This is a genomic window from Ochrobactrum sp. Q0168 (genome assembly GCF_016427605.1).
Classification (GTDB): domain Bacteria; phylum Pseudomonadota; class Alphaproteobacteria; order Rhizobiales; family Rhizobiaceae; genus Brucella.
Genome location: NZ_JAELXQ010000008.1, coordinates 176,426 through 194,685, shown reverse-complemented (window position 1 = coordinate 194,685; position 18,260 = coordinate 176,426). Strand labels below are relative to the sequence as shown.

The following is an 18,260-nucleotide window of genomic DNA, read 5'->3' as shown; positions in this document are numbered from 1 at the left end:
AGAACGGTATTTAGTTGTAGCGCGAGATGCCGAGATCGTCGGCGCGGATATCCGGCTTGTTGCCGCTGATGAGATCGGCCAGAAGCTTGCCTGAACCGCAGGACATGGTCCAGCCCAGCGTGCCGTGACCGGCATTGATGAACACATTGTCGTAACGAGTTCCACCGATGATCGGTGTGGAATCCGGTGTCATCGGACGCAGGCCCGACCAGAAGGTCGCGGCCTTGAGGTCGCCGCCGGGGAACAGATCGCTGACCGACAGGTCGAGCGTGGCGCGGCGCGCCGCCGGCAGATCCTTGGTGAAGCCCGATACTTCCGCCATGCCGCCGACGCGGATGCGGTCGCCGAGCCGGGTGATGGCGATCTTGTAGCTTTCGTCCAGAACCGTCGAGACCGGCGCGCGGTCCTCGTCGATGATTGGCGCGGTGATCGAATAGCCCTTCACCGGATAAATCGGCGCGTTGAGACCCAGCGACTTGACGAGCGCGGGCGTATAGCTGCCGAGCGCGACGACATAGCGGTCGGCTGTCAGAATGCCGTCTGACGTTTCCACGCCGGAAACGCGACCGCCGGACAGAACCAGCGACTTGATATTCACGCCGAAGCGGAATTTTACGCCCATGCCTGCGGCAATTTTGGCCAGAGCATTGGTGAATTTGAAGCAATCGCCGGTTTCGTCATGCGGCAGGCGCAGGCCACCGACAAACTTGTCCTTCACGCGGGCCAGCGCCGGTTCAACCTTGGCGCAGTCGTCCCGGTCAAGCACTTCGAACGGCACGCCGTCCTGGCGCAGCACTTCGATATCCTTGCCGATGCCGTCGAGCTGATATTGCTCGCGGAAAAGCTGCAACGTGCCCTGCATGCGCTGGTCATATTCGATGCCGGTATCCTTGCGCAGCTCGACAAGAAGGTCGCGGCTATATTCCGCCACGCGCACCATGCGGGTCTTGTTGACCTTGTAACGGCTGTCCGTGCAGTTGGCGAGCATCTGCATCAGCCAGACATACTGCTTGGGATCGGATGTCGGGCGGATGATGAGCGGCGCATGTTTCTGGAACAGCCACTTTGCGGCTTTCAGCGGAATGCCGGGAGCCGCCCATGGCGAGGCATAGCCGGGCGAAACCTGACCGGCATTGGCGAAGCTTGTTTCCAGCGCCGGACCTTCCTCGCGGTCGATGACCGTCACTTCATGGCCAAGCTTGGCCAGATAGTAAGCCGTTGTGACGCCGATGACGCCGCTGCCGAGTACGGTAATCTGCATGTTCGCCTCTTTTTTGTTATGCATTTTGGCTCGAAAGCGCGCTATCCACATAGATACGGGCATAGCGATGGCCGAGCGCTGTCAGAATTTCATAAGGGATGGTGTCGCATTGGCTGGCCACGTCTTCCAGCCGCTGGTGCGGTCCGATCAGTTCCACGAGACTGCCAAGCTTGAGCGTGCCTTCCGGCAGAGCGCTGACATCAAGCGTGATGGAATCCATCGAAACGCGCCCGACGATGGGCAGGCGGGTATCGCCGTAAAAGGCAGAGCCCTTGTTGCTGAGCGCGCGGAACCAGCCGTCGGCATAGCCCACCGCAATGGTGGCGATCCGCATGGGGCCTTCGGCGACATAGGTGCCGCCATAACCGATGGCCGCACCCTTATCCACGTCGCGCACCTGAATGACGCGGGCTGAAAGCGTCAGCACCGGGACGATCGCGCTTTTAGGCCCGACGCCGTAAAGCGCCACGCCGGGGCGGGCGAGGTCGAAATAATAAGATTTGTCGAGGAAGCTGCCGCCCGAATTGGCGAAGGCCACCGGCAGTTTCGGCAGCCGCGCCAGTGCGGCGCGCATGGCTGCAAGCTGGCTCGCATTGGCCGGGTTTTCCGGTTCGTCGCCGCTCGCCAGATGGCTGATGATGAAGCGCACGTCGATACCGTCGAGCAGCGAAAGATTGTCGGCCAGTTGGTCCAGTTCCTTGGCCGAAAGGCCAAGACGCGACATGCCGGTATCGACTTGCAGGAGCGCGGGCAGTTTCTTGCCGCTGCTCGCCGCCACATTGGCCCAGTTTTCAACCTGTTCCAGCGAATTGAGCACCGGCACGATGCCTTCCCGCGCGCAGGCTGCTTCGGTGCCGGGTTGCAGGCCGTTCAACACATAAAGCGTCGCATCGGCGTTGAGCGCAGGCCGCAGCGCGATGGCTTCGCCCAGATGCGCCACGAAGAAGTCGCGGCAGCCCGCTTCATAAAAGGCCGGCGCAACACGATGCGCGCCAAGGCCATAGGCGTCGGCCTTGACCACTGCCGCCGCGCGGGTTGGCGCGATATGCTGTGCTACGGCTGCATAATTGTGCCTGAGCGCCGCAAGATCGATGGTCAACACGCCGCCCGCGGCGAGATCGCTTTGCTCTTTCGAAAAATGCATCGACATATCAACCATATCCATTGCGCAATTCTTATTGCCCCTTATCCGCCGGATGCATTGCCGCATCCAAACGGGCATCGAGATATATTAATCGAAGACTATTCGAATGTTTTTGCTATCTGTCGCAGATTGTGCGAATTTTGGCACATCCTGCGCACGTTTTAGCTTTTCATTCGAAGAATATGCATGGCGACACTCGACAGTATAGACCGGAACATCATTCGTTGTCTGCGTCGCGACGGGCGCATGACCAACAGCCAGCTTGCCGCCGAGGTGGGGCTGTCTCAGTCCGCCTGTCTGCGGCGGGTGCAGATTTTGGAGGAAGGTGGGGTCATCCGTGGCTATACGGCCATCGTCGGCTCATCGGGCGGTGATGAGCGGCTGGTCGCCATTGTGCGCATAACGCTCGACCGGCAGACGGAAGAATATCTCAACCGCTTCGAAGAGGCCGTGCGCCGTCATCCGGAAGTGCAGGAATGCTATCTGATGACGGGCGACGCGGATTATATCCTGCGCGTTGAAGCCGAGAATGCGGCGGCTTACGAGATCATTCACAAGGAAATCCTGTCGCGCCTGCCGGGCGTGGCGCGCATCCATTCCAGCTTCGCCATTCGCACGGTGCTGCTGTCGAAAGCGCCGTCATCGAGGGGATAAAAAGCAAAAGCCCGACATCGCCGGGCTTTTTCAACACATGTGCTGATCGTTTACATCAGAAATTGACCGAATGCAGAACCGATGCGTCGATCGTGTTGATATCGCGCTTGCCGCAGAGCGCCATGGTGACGTCGAGTTCCTTGCGGATGATCTCAAGCGCCAGCGTGACGCCTTCCTTGCCCAAGGCGCCGAGGCCATAGAGGAACGGGCGACCGATGAACACGCCCTGTGCGCCAAGCGCGCGAGCCTTCAGCACATCCTGACCGGAGCGAATGCCGCCATCGACATGCACTTCAATCTGATCGCCGACGGCGTCCACAATCGGCTTCAGCATGGAGATGGACGACGGCGCGCCGTCGAGTTGGCGACCACCATGGTTGGACACGATAATGGCATCGGCACCGGACTTGGCAGCCATCTTCGCATCTTCCACATCAAGGATGCCCTTGAGGATCAGCTTACCGCCCCATTGTTCCTTGATCCAGGCCACATCGTTCCAGTTCATCTGCGGGTCGAACTGTTCCGCCGTCCAGGAGGACAGCGAGGACAGGTCGGTCACGTTCTTGGCGTGTCCGGCAATGTTGCGGAAGGTGCGGCGCTGCGTGCCCATCATGCCCAGGCACCAGCCCGGACGGGTCGCCATCTGCCAGATATGCTTCGGGGTAAACTTCGGCGGAGCGGACAGACCGTTGCGGATATCCTTGTGGCGCTGGCCGAGGATTTGCAGGTCGAGCGTCAGCACGAGAGCCGAGCAGCCTGCCGCCTTGGCGCGGCCAATCAGGTTCTTCACGAAGTCGCGGTCCTTCATCACATAAAGCTGGAACCAGAACGGCTTCTTGGTCACCGAGGCAACGTCCTCAATGGAGCAGATGCTCATCGTGGAAAGCGTGAAGGGCACGCCGAAAGCCTCGGCAGCCTGTGCGGCCAGCATTTCGCCATCGGCATGCTGCATGCCGGTGAGGCCTGTCGGCGCAAGCGCGACCGGCATGGCCACATCCTGACCGATCATGGTCGTTGCAAGCGAACGGTTGGTCATGTCGACCAGCACGCGCTGGCGCAGCTTGATCTTCTTGAAGTCGTCCTCGTTGGCACGATAGGTCGACTCAGTCCAGGCGCCCGAATCCGCATAATCGAAAAACATTTTCGGGACGCGGCGCTGGGCGAGCCGCTTCAGATCGGCGATTTCAACGATGTTGGACATTACTCTTGCCCCTTGTGGTAAGTTTTCTTGACCAATCGCATGAAGGATCGCGCGACCGAAATCAAGTGCGAAGCGACAAAACACCGACATCAATTGGTCGTCAATTGAAGGGAGCGGCGATTGTGCCTATGCTATCTGCTTCATGGAATGCGTTCGCAGTGCAATGAGGAATTCGAGATGAGCAAGGGTGGCAAGGGTTCCAAAACCGGTTTCATCGGCAAAAGCTCCAGTGCTGCCGGTGGCTGGGGCGCTCTGAAAAGCTGCGGCAAGCAGCTGCTTGCAAGCGGTGCGCCGCTGACGGGCGCGCGTGCCCTGCTCAAGGCCAATCAGCCTGATGGGTTTGATTGCCCCGGTTGCGCCTGGGGTGATCCCGAGCACGGCTCATCCTTCGAATTCTGCGAGAACGGCGTCAAGGCGGTAGCCTGGGAGGCGACCGACCGGCGCACCACGCCCGCCTTTTTCCGCGAACATACGGTTTCGCAATTGCGCGGCTGGACCGATTACGATCTGGAAAATACCGGCCGTCTCACGCATCCGCTTCGCTATATTGCGGCGACCGACAAATACGAGGCGGTAGAATGGGACGAGGCGTTTGCGCGCATCGGTGAAATTCTGCGCGGCTTCGACAATCCCAACCGGGTAGAGTTCTACACATCAGGCCGCGCCTCCAATGAGGCCGCCTTTTTGTATCAGCTTTTCGTGCGGGCCTATGGCACCAATAATTTCCCCGACTGCTCGAATATGTGCCACGAAGCGAGCGGCGTGGCGCTGAAACAGGCGGTCGGCGTTGGCAAGGGTACGGTGCTGCTGGAAGATTTCGAGCAGGCCGACGCAATTTTTGTCGTCGGGCAAAACCCCGGCACCAATCATCCACGTATGCTGGGCGATCTTCGCCGTGCTGCCGAACGCGGCGCGCGCATTGTCGTGTTCAATCCGATCCGCGAGCGGGGGCTGGAGCGTTTTGCCGATCCGCAGAACAAGCTCGAAATGCTGCATGGCGGCAGCGAAGCGATTGCCAGCGATTATTTCCAGCCGCGTCTGGGCGGTGATCTGGCAGCGTTTCGCGGCATGGCAAAGGCAGTGTTTGCGGCGGATGACGCAGCGCTCGCCGCGGGTCAGCCATCCATTCTCGACCGGGAATTTCTGAGCGCCCATACCGCAGAGCTCGAAGCCTATCGCGCAGCCGTGGATGCGACGACGTGGGAGGAGATCGAAGACCAGTCCGGTCTATTACGGCAATCGCTGGAGCGGGCCGCGCAGGTCTATATGGATGCGGAGCGCGTCATCTGCACCTGGGCCATGGGCGTGACCCAGCATCGCCATTCGGTAATCACCATCCGTGAGATCACCAATTTCATGCTGCTGCGCGGCAATATCGGCAGGCCCGGCGCTGGCCTGTGCCCGGTGCGCGGCCATTCCAATGTGCAGGGCGACCGCACGGTTGGCATTAACGAAAATCCGCCGCGTGCATTCCTCGATGCGCTGGAAAAGGAATTCGGTTTCGATGTGCCGCGTGAGCCGGGCCATAATGTCATCGGCGCTATCGGGGCCATGCTGGACGGCACGGCACAGGCCTTTATCGGGCTTGGCGGCAATTTTGCCCGCGCCACACCGGACAGCCCCATCATCGCAAAAGCGCTGTCGAGCCAGCGTCTGACCGTGCATATCGCGACCAAGCTCAATCATTCGCATCTGGTGCCGGGGCAGGACTCCTTCATTCTGCCCTGTCTTGGGCGCACTGAGATCGACCTGAATTCCAAGGGCGTCGCCCAGATCGTCACGGTCGAGGATTCCATGAGCATGGTGCATGGATCGGGCGGCATCAATGCGCCAGCCTCGCCGCATCTGCGGTCGGAAGTGGCAATCATTGCGGGCATGGCCAATGCGACGCTCGGCCCCAAGCCTGTCAACTGGCTGGAAATGGCCGACGATTACGACCTGATCCGCGACCGCATTGCGCGGGTGCTGCCTGATTTCTACGATTTCAACACGCGTGTGCGCGTGCCGCGCGGTTTCCATCTGCGCAACACGGCGCGCGAACTGGAATGGAAGACGGCGAACGGCAAGGCCACGTTCTGGACCGGCGCGCTGCCGGAAGCCATCGAGCACCAGCAGGCGCGGGGCAAGCCGGGCCGCTATGTGTTGCAGACCTTCCGCAGCCATGACCAGTACAACACGACCATCTATGGCATGGATGACCGCTATCGCGGTGTCTATGGCGAGCGGCAGGTCGTGTTCATGAATCCGCTCGACATGGCGGATATCGGCGTCGAGGCGGGCGACCGCGCCGATATTGTCGGCGAATTCGCCGATGGTCTGGAACGGGTCGCGCGCGACTTCCGCTTCGTGCCCTATGACATTCCGCGCGGCTGCATCGCTGGCTATTATCCGGAGATGAATGTGCTTGTGCCGCTCGGCAGCTCCGGCGATGAGAGTTTTACGCCGACCTCGAAATCGGTGATCGTCTCGTTCCGACCGGTTCAGCCGGTCGCCGCCTGATGGATCAAGCCGCTGCCGACTATATGGCGCAGGTCGAGAGGCTGGTTGCCGCTTCGGGCAATCTTTCACCCTTTGGTGCGGGCATCATCGCGGCGCTGGCGCTGGGCATCGCCGCCGACAGCCGGACTTTTGCCCGGGTGCTGGGGATCGAACATGCGCTGGTGCTGCGCGAGGTGAACCTGCTTGGCGCAGACGGCGGCTACCTCCAGATCACGCAACGCGATCGGCGAACCCAGCGCACGCGCTACGAACTCAGCCCTTCCGGTCAGCAGTTGGTCGGTAAAATCTAGAACCAATCCGCTGCCAATTTAAATAGTTCATCGGCTGCATCCTACTGGATGCGGCCCCGCCGCATCCAAGCGCTGACAAAATAGCCTGCGGGAATGGGCGCTTGCGTATTTCATAAAAACATCACTTGCTATTGGTTCTATATAGGTTCTATCATGTCGGGCATGAATAGAACCACCTTGATCACTTCCATCGAAGAACGCGGTCTGCACGACCCGCAGCGGACAGGGCCGCTTTATCGCAATCTGGCGCGTATTCTCGGTGAGCTGATCGAAGAGGGGAAACTCGCGCCCGCAGTCGGTCTGCCGCCGGAACGCGATCTGGCCGAGGAGCTTGGGCTTGGGCGCATCACGGTGCGCAATGCCTATAAGGAATTGCTGGCGCAAGGCGCGGTTGAATCCAGGCGCGGCAGCGGTACATTTGTTGCAGAGCGTCCGGCGCGCATCAGCCAGCATCTGTGGCGGCTGACATCGTTTTCGGAAGACATGCTGTCGCGCGGCAAGGAGCCGGGCGCGCGCGTGGTGACGAACCGTATCGACAAGCCGTCGCCGGATGAAGCCTTCCGGCTCGGCGTCGGCGTGGATACGTCCATTGTGCGGCTCGACCGTCTGCGCCTCGCCGATGGTGTGCCGATGGCTTTTGAACGCGCCGTGGTGCCGCGCCATTATCTGGATACGGATCGCGTCGAGGAAGCGTCGCTGTATGGTGCGCTGGCGCGGCGCGGTTACAAGCCGGTGCGCGCCTTGCAGCGGCTGACGGCCGTGACGCTCGATCCCGGCACCGCGCGTCTTCTCGGCGTGCATCGCGGCGCTCCGGCGCTTTTGATTGAACGCATCTCGCATCTCGATGACGACCGTATCGTCGAATACACCCGCTCGCATTATCGCGCCGACGCCTATGATTTCGTCGCCGAACTGAAAATTGGAGAATGACCATGGTGAGCCAACCATCCCTGATGTTGCAGGAAACCGAGCAGTCGCCTGCGGTGGTTGCAACGCTTCTGGAAAAGGAAGCCGGCACGCTGGCCGAGATCGCCAGGATTTTCGCGAAGAACGAACCGGCGGTCGTCACGACAGCAGCGCGCGGTTCTTCCGATCACGCGGCGACATTTTTCAAATATCTGATGGAAATCACGATGGGCATTCCAGTTTCTTCCATCGGTCCTTCGGTTGCCTCCGTCTATGGCTCGAAGCTCAAGCTTGCGCGTGGTATGCATTTCACCGTTTCGCAGTCCGGCGCCAGCCCCGACATCGTGGCAGCGCAGGCCGCAGCCAAAAAGGGCGGCGCGACGACGATTGCCGTGGTCAATGTGGTGGACAGCCCGCTTGCGAAAGAGGCAGACCTCGTTCTCGCGCTGAATGCCGGTGAGGAAAAGAGTGTCGCGGCCACAAAGTCCTTCATCGCTGCCGTTGCTGCCCTGTCCGGCGTGGTGGCTGCCGCCAGCGGCGATGCCGATCTGCGCGCCGGTTTGCAACGCCTGCCGGAAGCGCTTGCCGCAACCCGCCCGGATGGGCGCGAAGCGGTGGAAAACCTTCTGTTCAATGCGCGCTCGCTTTATACCGGCGGTCGCGGCACGGCCTATGCCATTGCGCTGGAAGCGGCCCTGAAGGCCAAGGAAACCGCCAATATCCACGCCGAGGCTTTCTCGCTGGCCGAGCTGATGCATGGTCCGATGCGGCTGGTGGAGGACGGGTTCCCGATCATTTCCTTTCTGCCGCGTGACGAGGCTTTTGACACCAATATTGCGGCCTTGAAGCGGCTGCATTCCTTCGGGGCCAGCATCGTGACCTTGTCCGATGCCGAAACGCCGGGCTTCCGCCTGCCATCGGCCAGCACGGGCAGCCCGCATCTCGATCCGCTGGTTTCGCTCATCAATTACTACCGCATCATCGAAGCGGTAACGCGCCGCAAGGGTTTTGATCCCGACAAGCCGCGCAATCTCAACAAGGTCACGGTGACGGTATGACGAAAAAATCAGCAATCGCGGGTGCGCGAATTTTCGACGGCGAACGGTTTCACGACCAGTCCGCCCTTGTTTTCAGCGACGGCAAGGTGGAAGCCATTGTGCCGGAAGCAGCCCTTGGCGAGGCCCATCAGGTCGAGCGCCTGAAGGGCGGCGTGCTTGCGCCGGGCTTCATCGATGCGCAGGTGAATGGCGGCGGCGGGCGGATGCTCAACGATCAGCCGACGCCGGAGACCATGTTCGTGATTGCCGAAGGGCATCGCAAATATGGTACCACCAGCCTGCTGCCAACGCTTATCACCGATACGACCGTCGTGCGTGACCGCGCCATTGAAGCTGCCGTTGAAGCGGTGAAGGCCGATAAGGGGGTTGCGGGTCTACATCTTGAAGGGCCGCATTTGGCGCCTGCGCGCAAAGGCGCGCATCTGGCCGAGCTGATGCGTCCGGTTGATGACGCTGATATCGCGCTTTACATCCACACGGCGGAGCAGATTGGCACATTGCTTGTGACTATCGCTGCCGAACAGGTCACGCCTGAACAGGTGCGCCGTTTGAGCGATGCCGGTGTTGTAGTCAGTATCGGCCACAGTGACACGACGGCGGAAGAAGCCTTTAAGCGCTTTGATGCCGGTGCGCGCAGCGTTACCCATCTCTTCAACGCCATGAGCCAGATCGGCCATCGCGCGCCGGGTCTTGCCGGGGCGGCGCTCGATCATCCGGATATCTGGTGCGGGATCGTTGCCGATGGTCATCATGTTGATCCGATGGCGCTGCGTCTGGCGCTGCGCGCCAAGCGCGGCGACGCCCATCTGTTCTTCGTGACGGATGCGATGTCGCTGGTTGGCTCCAATGCGACAAGTTTCGAAATCAATGGTCGTGCCGTGCAGCGCGTGCCGGGCGGCATCTGCCCCAAGCTGATCCTGTCCGATGGCACTATCGCCGGTTCCGACCTCGATATGGCCTCGGCGGTTCGCTTCGGCGTGGCCGAACTGGAGCTGACGCTGGCTGAAGCCCTGCGCATGGCGAGCCTTTATCCAGCACGGTATCTGCGGCTTGCAGATCGCGGATTGCTGCGTTCAGGCATGCGCATGGATGCGGTGCATCTTGATGACGGGTTGTTTGCGAAGACAACCTGGCGCTCCGGCGTGAAACAGGCAGCCGGGTGAGGGGAAAGCAGATGACAGCTATAACAGACCGCTATTTCAACGATCTGATTGCCCGTCTGACGAGCCTGCGTGACCGTCTGGCCGAGCCGATGGAAAAGGCCGCCGACCTGATTGCCGCCGCCGCGCGCGCTGACCGCCGGGTCTATGTGTTCGGCACCGGCCATTCCCATATGATGGCGGAAGAGCTGCATTACCGCGCCGGTGGTCTGGCGATCACTGTGCCGATCCTCTGCGGCGCAATCATGTTGCAGGATGGCGCGGTTGCCAGCTCGCATTTCGAGCGGATCGAAGGCGCGGTGCTGCCAATTCTTGACCGCTACGGCATTCAGCAAGGCGATGTGCTGATCGTTGTGTCCAATTCCGGCGTCAATGCTGCGCCCATCGAAGCGGCGCGCTATGCCCGCGAGAAGGGAGCGGCGGTGATTGCCGTCACCCCGGTCACCTATTCCAGCGCGATTGCCAAAGGGCGCACACAACTGCTTTCGCTGGCCGATGTCGTTCTCGACAATGATGCGCCTGCGGGCGACGCCGTGCTGGAAGTGGAGGGCAGCGCCCTGAAGGTGGGGCCGGTTTCCACCGCGCTTGGCGTGACGATCCTGAATGCGATTTTTGCCGATGTGGCCTCCCGCCTCGTGGACGAGGGCAGCGCTCCGATCTATCTCAGCGCCAATATGCCGGGTGCCGGTGATGTTAACCGCGACCTTGTTGCACGATATCGCGACCGCAATCCGCATCTTTAAGTGTCTGATCCAAAAGTCGCCATGCCGGCCTGCAAATGGCAATTTCTGCGCTTCCGGTGCTCACGTACCCAAAAGTACGCTGCGCTCCGGTTCTCGAAATCACCATTTTCGCCACGGCCTGCCGCTTTTTGATTCAGACACTAACAAATAAGAGCAATCTTTCTTCCAAAGTCGCTTGATAGCGCAATCCGGTCAGTGCATTACGCATTCTGGCATGGCGGAGACCGCATCGTGAACTAGTTTCAAGGCGCGCGCTTTGGCCTGCGCCTTCGAAAACTGAGGAAGTCCGATGCATAATTTTGTCCTGACCGTCACCTGCAAGTCCACCCGCGGCATCGTTGCCGCAATTTCGGGTTACCTTGCCGGCAAGGGTTGCAACATCATTGATAGCGCCCAGTTCGACGATCTCGATACGGGTCGTTTCTTCATGCGCGTCAGCTTCATTTCGGAAGAAGGTGTGGCGCTTGAGACCCTGAGCGAAGGCTTCAAGTCCGTCGCGGCACCCTTCGAAATGGATTTCGATTTCCACGACAACGCCAAGCGCACCAAGACGCTTCTGATGGTCTCGCGCTTCGGCCATTGCCTCAACGATCTGCTCTATCGCTGGAAGATCGGCGCGCTGCCGATCGATATTGTCGGCGTGGTGTCGAACCACTTCGACTATCAGAAGGTCGTGGTGAACCACGATATTCCGTTCCATCACGTAGCCGTCACCAAGGCCAACAAGCCCGAAGCCGAACAGCGTCTGATGGATATCGTCAACGATACCGGCACGGAGCTGGTCGTTCTGGCGCGCTACATGCAGGTTCTTTCCGACCAGCTTTGCCAGAAGATGTCCGGCAAGATCATCAATATCCACCACTCGTTCCTGCCGTCCTTCAAGGGCGCAAACCCTTACAAGCAGGCCTATGAGCGCGGCGTGAAGCTGATCGGCGCAACCGCGCATTACGTCACCGCCGATCTCGACGAAGGCCCGATCATCGAACAGGACGTGGCGCGCATCACGCATGCGCAGAGCGCTGCCGATTATGTTTCCATCGGTCGCGATGTCGAGGCGCAGGTGCTGGCGCGTGCGGTCCACGCGCACATTCACCACCGTTCGTTCCTCAACGGAAACCGCACCGTGGTCTTCCCGGCAAGTCCGGGGTCATTCGCGTCGGAACGTATGGGGTGATGCTCGAGTTTTTGGGGCGTGCAAAAGGCGGCTCAGTGAGCCGCTTTTTTAATTGCGTCTTTTGAGGGAGTTGGTATTTGCTATTAATTATATACTATTGATTTAATTTATAATGGAACTATACCAAGAATAATATTCATGGAGAATTATATGAAAAAATTCTTTTTAACTGTGATCTCGTCATTTTTCTTTATATTGTCCAGTCATGCCTATGCTGAGCGGGAATCTTTAAGAGTAAATCCAGTAATTTCTTATTTAACAACGGGAGAATCAAGGATAATATATAAAAATAAAGAAATTTTTCCAGAACTCCATATTTTTCGAGTAAAAAATGAGATGGTTTCAAATGGAATTTGCGCTTATACAAAAAAATACTGTGACTATATCGAGCAGACATGCAGCAGCGGGTTGATCAGGGAGTGTGACAACGATACCTATTATTGCGAGTGCTGGAGCAGATAATAACGAATACTATATCTGATTAAAAAATGAGGTTTGGGACCAGATAAATATCGTTACTCAGAAATCAAATTAAACCTGTATCAGCAACAAAAAACCCCGCCGGAGCGGGGTTTTCTTTTGACCTTTTACAAGATCAGTCGATGTCGAAGGAAACGCCCTGTGCGAGCGGGAGAGCCTTCGAATAGTTGATGGTGTTGGTTGCGCGGCGCATATAGCCCTTCCACGCATCCGAACCGGATTCACGACCGCCGCCGGTTTCCTTTTCGCCGCCGAATGCACCGCCGATTTCGGCGCCCGAAGTGCCGATATTGACGTTGGCGATGCCGCAATCCGAACCTTCAGCCGAGAGGAAGCGTTCTGCTTCCTGCAGGTTCAGCGTGAAGATCGAGGACGACAGGCCTGCACCGACTTCATTATGGCGCGCCAGAACGTCGTCGAAGTCGGAATACTTCATCACATAAAGGATCGGTGCGAAGGTTTCTTCGAGAACCGGGCCTTCCTGCTTTGGCATTTCGACGATGGCCGGGCGCACATAATATGCGTTTTCATGGCCGGTATCGACGCGTTCACCACCTTGAACCTTGCCGCCATGGGCAGCTGCTTCCTTGAGGGCCTTCTGCATGTTGTCGAAAGCAACCTTGTCGATCAACGGACCGACCAGAGCAGTGGTTTCAAGCGGCGAGCCGACGGAAACGCTGGCATAGGCCTTCTGCAGACGCGGGACGAGGGCGTCATAAACGCTTTCATGGACGAACAGGCGACGCAGTGTGGTGCAGCGCTGGCCAGCGGTGCCCATGGCGCCGAAAGCAATGGCGCGCAGCGCCATGTCGAGATCGGCCGACGGACAGACGATACCGGCATTGTTGCCGCCGAGTTCGAGGATCGCGCGGGCAAAACGCTTGGCAAGGCGCGGGCCGACTTCGCGGCCCATGCGGGTCGAGCCGGTGGCCGAGAGAACCGGAACCTTCGGGCTGTCCACGAGGACTTCGCCGATTTCGCGGTCGCCGAGCAAGACCTGCGAGAGGCCTTCCGGCGCATCGCCGAAACGCTTCAGGGCGCGCTGGAAGATCGCGTCGCAGGCGAGAGCTGTGAGAAGGGTCTTTTCAGACGGCTTCCAGACAACCGAGTTGCCGCAAACGATGGCGAGAGCCGCGTTCCACGACCAGACGGCCACAGGAAAGTTGAAGGCGGAGATGACGCCGACAACGCCGAGCGGATGCCAGGTTTCCATCATGCGATGGCCGGCGCGTTCGGTGGCGATGGTGAGGCCGTAGAGCTGGCGCGACAGACCGACAGCGAAATCGCAGATGTCGATCATTTCCTGGACTTCGCCGAGGCCTTCCGAAGTGATCTTGCCTGCTTCGATCGAAACGAGGCGGCCCAGATCTTCCTTGGAAGCGCGCAGTTCCTCGCCCAGAAGGCGGATCAGTTCGCCACGCTTCGGTGCGGGAACGTTGCGCCAGACGCGAAAGGCTTCATCGGCCTTGTCGATGATCTTGGCGGCGTCGTCCTTGCTGTGGGTCTTGACCGAAGCGATCTGCTCGCCCGTGACCGGGCTGAAACCGGCAAGGTTGCCTGCGGTGTAAACGGCAGCGTCAACACCGAGCTTGGCGAGAAGCTCTGCGGCTTCCTTCTTCACGTCGACTTTTCTGACAGCGGTGTTCATGGCTTTCCTCTCTATGTCTTAACTTTACTCTGCCGCTTCAAGGCCGCTAAGGCGGGCCTGCACGGCTTCGATGGATTCACGTTCGATACGGGCATAATGCTCGAATTCGTTGAGAACCTTGGCGCCAAGGTCTTCTTCAAAGCGCTTCTGGTTCGGGCTTTCCACGAATTCCTGCGTTTCGTCATCGCCCAGATTGGACTGGAATATACCGGCAGCACTCACCGGCAGGAAGTCTTCATAGGTCAGCGGGTCGAACTGCACCGCGCCAGCGGCGACCAGAACCTCGATATCGGTACCCGGCTTGAAGCTTGCAAGCTTTGCGGCATCCTTGACCGAATAAGCGAAGTAGCCAAGGCCCGCTTCACGAATGCCGGCCCATGTGTCCGGGAAAGCCTTGAATGTGTCGCTCAGCGCCTTGACATAGGCGCTTGCATTGGAGCCATCCGGGGCCGGACGGGCAATGGCACGGGTGTCGTTGAGAAGCTTGTCGTAGAGGCTGCGACCCTTTGGCGTCAGCGCAATGCCGCGCTGTTCGATTTCACCGAAACGGGCGGTGTGCGAACCCGGGGTCCACTGACCGTCGCTGCCGATGAACGAGACTTCTTCTTCCAGCGCCTTGAACGAGGTCTGGCGCAGGAGGATTGGGCACTTGCGGGTGGGCGGGCCTTCGACGACAGCCTTCGGATTGATGCCGCGCTCCGGCATCTGGTCCTGCACGGCGTCGATGTCGAGCGTGCGCGGCGTCAGATGGTTGATATGCGGGCCCTTGAACGACACGACGTCGGCGATCAGGCGATGTGCGTCATGCAGGCGATGGTAAAGCTCGGCCGAGACATTGGCGTGATCGTGCCAGCGGAAGGTTTCCAGCACTTCGGCCACAAAAGCCTTGGCGTCGGCATCGTTGAGGCCGCCTTCGGCTTCTGCCTTCTCGACAAGCGCTACAGCGCCTGCGGTGAAGATGTTGCGCTTAGCCAGAACGGCTTCCGATTCTGCGCGCAGCTTCTCGTCGGCGATGAGGTCGAGACGCAAAAGCGAGGTGAAGACGCGGAAGGGATTGTGCTTCAGCGCGGCATCGTCAATCGGGCGAAAAGCGGTGGAATGAACGGGAACGCCAGCGGCGCTCAGATCGTAATAGCCGACCGGGAACATGCCCATCACCGCGAAGACGCGGCGCATCATGGAAAGTTCAGCGGCGGTGCCGAGGCGGATAGCGCCATGCCGCTCTTCGGAAATACGCTCAAGCGAGTCGGTTTCCGTCAGGCGTTCGTGCAGATGGCTGTCGTCCGCCAGAACCTTGGCGTTCACATCTGCGACGAGTTCCATCAAGGTGCCGTAGGCAGGCACTTCTTCCCTGTACATGCCGGACATTGCAGCCGAAAAGGCGGAGCGAATGGCGTCTGGCGATACGAATTTCTGCGCGTTCATGGCTTATGCTTCCGGAGAACTTGGATCGTCTTTGTAGGGGTCATATTCAGCATTGCGAAAACATGACGGGATTATGATGAAAATGTATCATATCAGCCGCTTTCCGGTTATGATTGCGCCGAAAGCAACTATGTTAATGCGAGATTGGAATGAAGCTAAGCAGGAGACTGATTCCGGACATCGCCACTTTGCAGGCCTTTGAATGTGCCGCGCGGCATGGCAGCTTCACCCAGGCGGCCAACGAACTCAACCTCACCCAGAGCGCCGTCAGCCGCCAGATCAAGGATCTGGAAAGCCAGCTCGGCGTGCTTCTGTTCGAGCGCATCCGCCAGCGCATTCTGCTTTCCGATGCGGGGCGCAAGTTTCTGCCGGAAGTGCGGCGTCTTCTCAACCAGACCGAAGATACGATGTTGCGCGCCATGGCCTCGGCGCAGTCGACATCCTCTTTCAGTGTCGCGACCTTGCCAACTTTCGGCACGCGCTGGCTGATGCCGCGTATTCCCGATTTTGTCGAGAAACATCCGGGCATTGCGCTCAATGTCGCATCGCGTTCGGGCGTCTTCGATTTCGAGGAAGAGCCGCATGATCTTGCCATTCACTATGGGCAGCCGGTCTGGGCGCACGCAACCTGCACGTTTTTGTGTGGCGAGGTGATTGTGCCGGTTGCAAGCCCGCGCCTGCTGGAAGCGCGTCATCCTTCCGTGCCGGAAGATATGGAAAGCGAGCCGCTTTTGCATCTGGCGACGCGACCGAAAATGTGGGCGCAATGGTTTGAAAGCTGTGGTGTCGAGGGACAATCGGCCTATCGCGGACATCGCTTTGACCAGTTTGCAATGGTTATCGGGGCGGCTGTGGCGGGTCTCGGTTTTGCGCTTCTGCCGCTCTACCTGATCGAGCAGGAACTGCGCGACGGCGATCTGGTGCTGCTTTTCGAAAAGCCCATGCGCACCGAGAATGATTATTACCTCGTTGTGCCGGAAGGAAAACTGGAGAATCCGCTGACCCAGGTGTTTTGCCAGTGGATCGCCGGGCAGGTGGGCAACACGGACTATTCGGCACTGGTTCATTCCAAACCGGAATGAATTGTTGCGCAATTAGCGCTGTCCAACCGGCTTTCGCGGCGTGAAATAGAAGTAATCCGGCACGCGATGTGCCTTCCACTATACGAAATGGTTGCTCTCAATGTTGAACGATCCGCGCTCTCATGGTCTTTGGGAAAAGACCGCTCCGGCTGCTCCGAAGACCACGTCGCTGCAAGGCGACCTGACAGCGGACGTGGTGATTGTGGGCGGTGGTTTCTCCGGTCTTTCCACGGCCTTGCATCTGGCGGAAAAGGGCGTGAAGGCGATCGTCCTTGAAGGCATTGAGATCGGTTATGGCGGTTCGGGCCGCAATGTGGGTCTGGTCAATGCGGGCATGTGGGTGATGCCCGATGATTTGCCGGGCGTTCTCGGCGAAAAATACGGTGCGCGTCTGCTCGATGTTCTGGGCAATGGCCCGAAGCTGGTTTTCGAGATCATCGAGAAAAACAAGATTGCCTGCGAAGTGGAAAAGCAGGGCACGCTGCATTGCGCCGTTGGCGCGAAGGGCCTGAAGGAACTGGAAGACCGCTGTGAGCAATGGGCGCGTCGTGGCGCCAATGTGAAGCTGCTCGATGCGAAGGAAACCGAAGCCAAGGTCGGCACCAGGGCCTATGCGGGTTCGCTGCTCGATCTGCGCGCCGGTACGATCCAGCCGCTGGCCTATGTGCGCGGTCTGGCCCATGCGGCCATTGGCGCAGGAGCACAGATTTTCACGGGCAGCCCGGTGGTGGGCGCTGAAGAAAAGAACGGCAAGTGGACCGTCAAGACCGCCAAGGGTTCGGTCACGGCGGACTGGGTGGTTGTCGCCACCAATGCCTATACCAATGCGCCTTGGGCTGAAGTTCGCGCCGAACTGGTGCATCTGCCTTATTTCAATTTCGCGACCACGCCGCTTTCCGACAATCTGAAGAAGAGCATTCTGCCGGAACGTCAGGGCGCGTGGGACACGAAGGAAGTTCTGTCCTCCTTCCGTTTCGACCAGCAGGGCCGTCTGGTGTTTGGCAGCGTCGGCGCGCTGCGCAATACGGGCGCTGCCGTGCACAAGGCCTGGGCGAAGAAGTCGCTCAAGCGCCTGTTCCCACAGATCGGCAATGTCGAGTTCGAAGCGGAATGGTATGGCAAGATCGGCATGACCAATGACAGCCTGCCGAAATTCCACCGTCTGGCGCGCAATGTGGTCGGCTTCTCCGGCTATAATGGTCGCGGCATTGTGCCGGGCACCGTGTTCGGCAAGATATTGTCGCAGCTCGTTTCGGGCGAGATCACCGAGGCCGATCTGCCGCTGCCGGTCAGCGATCCGAAGGCGCAGAATTTCCGTGGTGTTCGCGAAGCCTATTACGAAGCGGGTGCGCAGATTGCGCATGTGGCGGAAATGGTCATCTGATTTTTTACTCGCTGCGGCCTGTCATAAAACCGCAGCGCAAATCCTCTATTGCGGTGCGCATCGTCTCCAAAACGGAGGGATGCGGATCGCTGATGGCCAAGAATATTCAATGGCTTAAAGCCTTCCGATGGACGTGATTCCGCCGGAAGGC

15 protein-coding genes are annotated in these 18,260 nt (G+C 59.3%); 10 read left to right on the top strand and 5 right to left on the bottom strand.

Annotated features, from left to right (window positions below; genetic code table 11):
- Positions 1–10 precede the first annotated feature (10 nt).
- Together JAU75_RS15765 and alr are read right to left on the bottom strand one after the other, a co-directional pair.
- Complete coding sequence (locus JAU75_RS15765) at positions 11–1,261, bottom strand: D-amino acid dehydrogenase (RefSeq protein ID WP_199057433.1); 1,251 nt, start codon at positions 1,259–1,261, stop codon at positions 11–13.
- A gap of 16 nt (positions 1,262–1,277) precedes the next feature.
- Positions 1,278–2,420: an alanine racemase gene (gene alr / locus JAU75_RS15760; RefSeq protein ID WP_199057478.1), complete on the bottom strand. Its 1,143-nt coding sequence runs from the start codon at positions 2,418–2,420 to the stop codon at positions 1,278–1,280.
- A 171-nt stretch (positions 2,421–2,591) separates the two neighbouring features.
- On the opposite strand from alr, the gene JAU75_RS15755 reads away from it, so the two are divergent.
- On the top strand, positions 2,592–3,059 hold the full coding sequence (locus JAU75_RS15755; RefSeq protein ID WP_182520894.1) for an Lrp/AsnC family transcriptional regulator: 468 nt from the start codon (positions 2,592–2,594) through the stop codon (positions 3,057–3,059).
- Between the two features lie 55 nt (positions 3,060–3,114).
- On the opposite strand, the gene JAU75_RS15750 is transcribed toward JAU75_RS15755, so the two are convergent.
- A complete protein-coding gene (locus JAU75_RS15750) occupies positions 3,115–4,260 on the bottom strand; it encodes an alpha-hydroxy acid oxidase (protein ID WP_199057432.1) in 1,146 nt (381 codons plus the stop codon).
- A gap of 177 nt (positions 4,261–4,437) precedes the next feature.
- Here JAU75_RS15750 and JAU75_RS15745 point away from each other — a divergent pair, with 177 nt between their 5' ends.
- The 7 genes from JAU75_RS15745 (at position 4,438) to purU (ending at position 12,090) form a co-directional block, all read left to right on the top strand.
- Positions 4,438–6,759 carry an FdhF/YdeP family oxidoreductase gene (locus JAU75_RS15745; RefSeq protein ID WP_199057431.1) on the top strand — a complete coding sequence of 774 codons (2,322 nt, stop codon included), beginning with the start codon at positions 4,438–4,440 and terminating at the stop codon, positions 6,757–6,759.
- Complete coding sequence (locus tag JAU75_RS15740; RefSeq protein WP_371836188.1) at positions 6,759–7,049, top strand: hypothetical protein; 291 nt, start codon at positions 6,759–6,761, stop codon at positions 7,047–7,049. Before JAU75_RS15745 ends, JAU75_RS15740 begins: the two co-directional genes overlap by 1 nt.
- A 162-nt stretch (positions 7,050–7,211) precedes the next feature.
- Positions 7,212–7,979, top strand: a complete 768-nt coding sequence (locus tag JAU75_RS15735) for a GntR family transcriptional regulator (protein ID WP_199057430.1) — start codon at positions 7,212–7,214, stop codon at positions 7,977–7,979.
- A gap of 2 nt (positions 7,980–7,981) precedes the next feature.
- The gene (locus JAU75_RS15730; RefSeq protein ID WP_199057429.1) at positions 7,982–9,013 is read left to right on the top strand and encodes an SIS domain-containing protein; all 1,032 of its coding nucleotides are present in this window, start codon (positions 7,982–7,984) and stop codon (positions 9,011–9,013) included.
- Positions 9,010–10,176, top strand: a complete 1,167-nt coding sequence (gene nagA, locus JAU75_RS15725; protein WP_199057428.1) for an N-acetylglucosamine-6-phosphate deacetylase — start codon at positions 9,010–9,012, stop codon at positions 10,174–10,176. The genes JAU75_RS15730 and nagA overlap by 4 nt, the downstream gene beginning before the upstream one ends.
- An 11-nt stretch (positions 10,177–10,187) precedes the next feature.
- On the top strand, positions 10,188–10,916 hold the full coding sequence (locus tag JAU75_RS15720) for a sugar isomerase domain-containing protein (RefSeq protein ID WP_199057427.1): 729 nt from the start codon (positions 10,188–10,190) through the stop codon (positions 10,914–10,916).
- A gap of 289 nt (positions 10,917–11,205) precedes the next feature.
- Positions 11,206–12,090, top strand: a complete 885-nt coding sequence (gene purU / locus JAU75_RS15715; protein WP_199057426.1) for a formyltetrahydrofolate deformylase — start codon at positions 11,206–11,208, stop codon at positions 12,088–12,090.
- 595 nt (positions 12,091–12,685) lie between these two features.
- Here purU and JAU75_RS15710 read toward each other — a convergent pair.
- Positions 12,686–14,218 carry an aldehyde dehydrogenase family protein gene (locus tag JAU75_RS15710; RefSeq protein ID WP_199057425.1) on the bottom strand — a complete coding sequence of 511 codons (1,533 nt, stop codon included), beginning with the start codon at positions 14,216–14,218 and terminating at the stop codon, positions 12,686–12,688.
- Between the two features lie 24 nt (positions 14,219–14,242).
- On the bottom strand, positions 14,243–15,643 hold the full coding sequence (locus JAU75_RS15705) for a VOC family protein (RefSeq protein WP_199057424.1): 1,401 nt from the start codon (positions 15,641–15,643) through the stop codon (positions 14,243–14,245).
- Positions 15,644–15,792: 149 nt separating this feature from the next.
- Between JAU75_RS15705 and JAU75_RS15700 the strand changes: the two genes are divergently transcribed.
- Both JAU75_RS15700 and JAU75_RS15695 read left to right on the top strand, forming a co-directional pair.
- Positions 15,793–16,725 (top strand): LysR family transcriptional regulator, encoded by a 933-nt coding sequence (locus JAU75_RS15700; RefSeq protein ID WP_199057423.1) that lies wholly within the window; start codon positions 15,793–15,795, stop codon positions 16,723–16,725.
- 100 nt (positions 16,726–16,825) lie between these two features.
- Entirely contained in the window at positions 16,826–18,109 is a 1,284-nt protein-coding gene (locus tag JAU75_RS15695) for an FAD-binding oxidoreductase (RefSeq protein WP_199057422.1), read from the top strand.
- Positions 18,110–18,260 lie beyond the last annotated feature (151 nt).

Bases quoted from the DNA above. Each gene is read 5' to 3' on its own strand.
- nagA (WP_199057428.1), top strand. From the start codon at position 9,010: ATGACGAAAAAATCAGCAATCGCGGGTGCGCGAATTTTCGACGGCGAA.
- JAU75_RS15755 (WP_182520894.1), top strand. From the start codon at position 2,592: ATGGCGACACTCGACAGTATAGACCGGAACATCATTCGTTGTCTGCGT.
- JAU75_RS15740 (WP_371836188.1), top strand. From the start codon at position 6,759: ATGGATCAAGCCGCTGCCGACTATATGGCGCAGGTCGAGAGGCTGGTT.
- purU (WP_199057426.1), top strand. From the start codon at position 11,206: ATGCATAATTTTGTCCTGACCGTCACCTGCAAGTCCACCCGCGGCATC.
- JAU75_RS15695 (WP_199057422.1), top strand. From the start codon at position 16,826: ATGTTGAACGATCCGCGCTCTCATGGTCTTTGGGAAAAGACCGCTCCG.
- JAU75_RS15745 (WP_199057431.1), top strand. From the start codon at position 4,438: ATGAGCAAGGGTGGCAAGGGTTCCAAAACCGGTTTCATCGGCAAAAGC.
- JAU75_RS15765 (WP_199057433.1), bottom strand. From the start codon at position 1,261: ATGCAGATTACCGTACTCGGCAGCGGCGTCATCGGCGTCACAACGGCT.
- alr (WP_199057478.1), bottom strand. From the start codon at position 2,420: ATGGTTGATATGTCGATGCATTTTTCGAAAGAGCAAAGCGATCTCGCC.
- JAU75_RS15735 (WP_199057430.1), top strand. From the start codon at position 7,212: ATGAATAGAACCACCTTGATCACTTCCATCGAAGAACGCGGTCTGCAC.
- JAU75_RS15720 (WP_199057427.1), top strand. From the start codon at position 10,188: ATGACAGCTATAACAGACCGCTATTTCAACGATCTGATTGCCCGTCTG.
- JAU75_RS15710 (WP_199057425.1), bottom strand. From the start codon at position 14,218: ATGAACACCGCTGTCAGAAAAGTCGACGTGAAGAAGGAAGCCGCAGAG.
- JAU75_RS15730 (WP_199057429.1), top strand. From the start codon at position 7,982: ATGGTGAGCCAACCATCCCTGATGTTGCAGGAAACCGAGCAGTCGCCT.
- JAU75_RS15700 (WP_199057423.1), top strand. From the start codon at position 15,793: ATGAAGCTAAGCAGGAGACTGATTCCGGACATCGCCACTTTGCAGGCC.
- JAU75_RS15750 (WP_199057432.1), bottom strand. From the start codon at position 4,260: ATGTCCAACATCGTTGAAATCGCCGATCTGAAGCGGCTCGCCCAGCGC.
- JAU75_RS15705 (WP_199057424.1), bottom strand. From the start codon at position 15,643: ATGAACGCGCAGAAATTCGTATCGCCAGACGCCATTCGCTCCGCCTTT.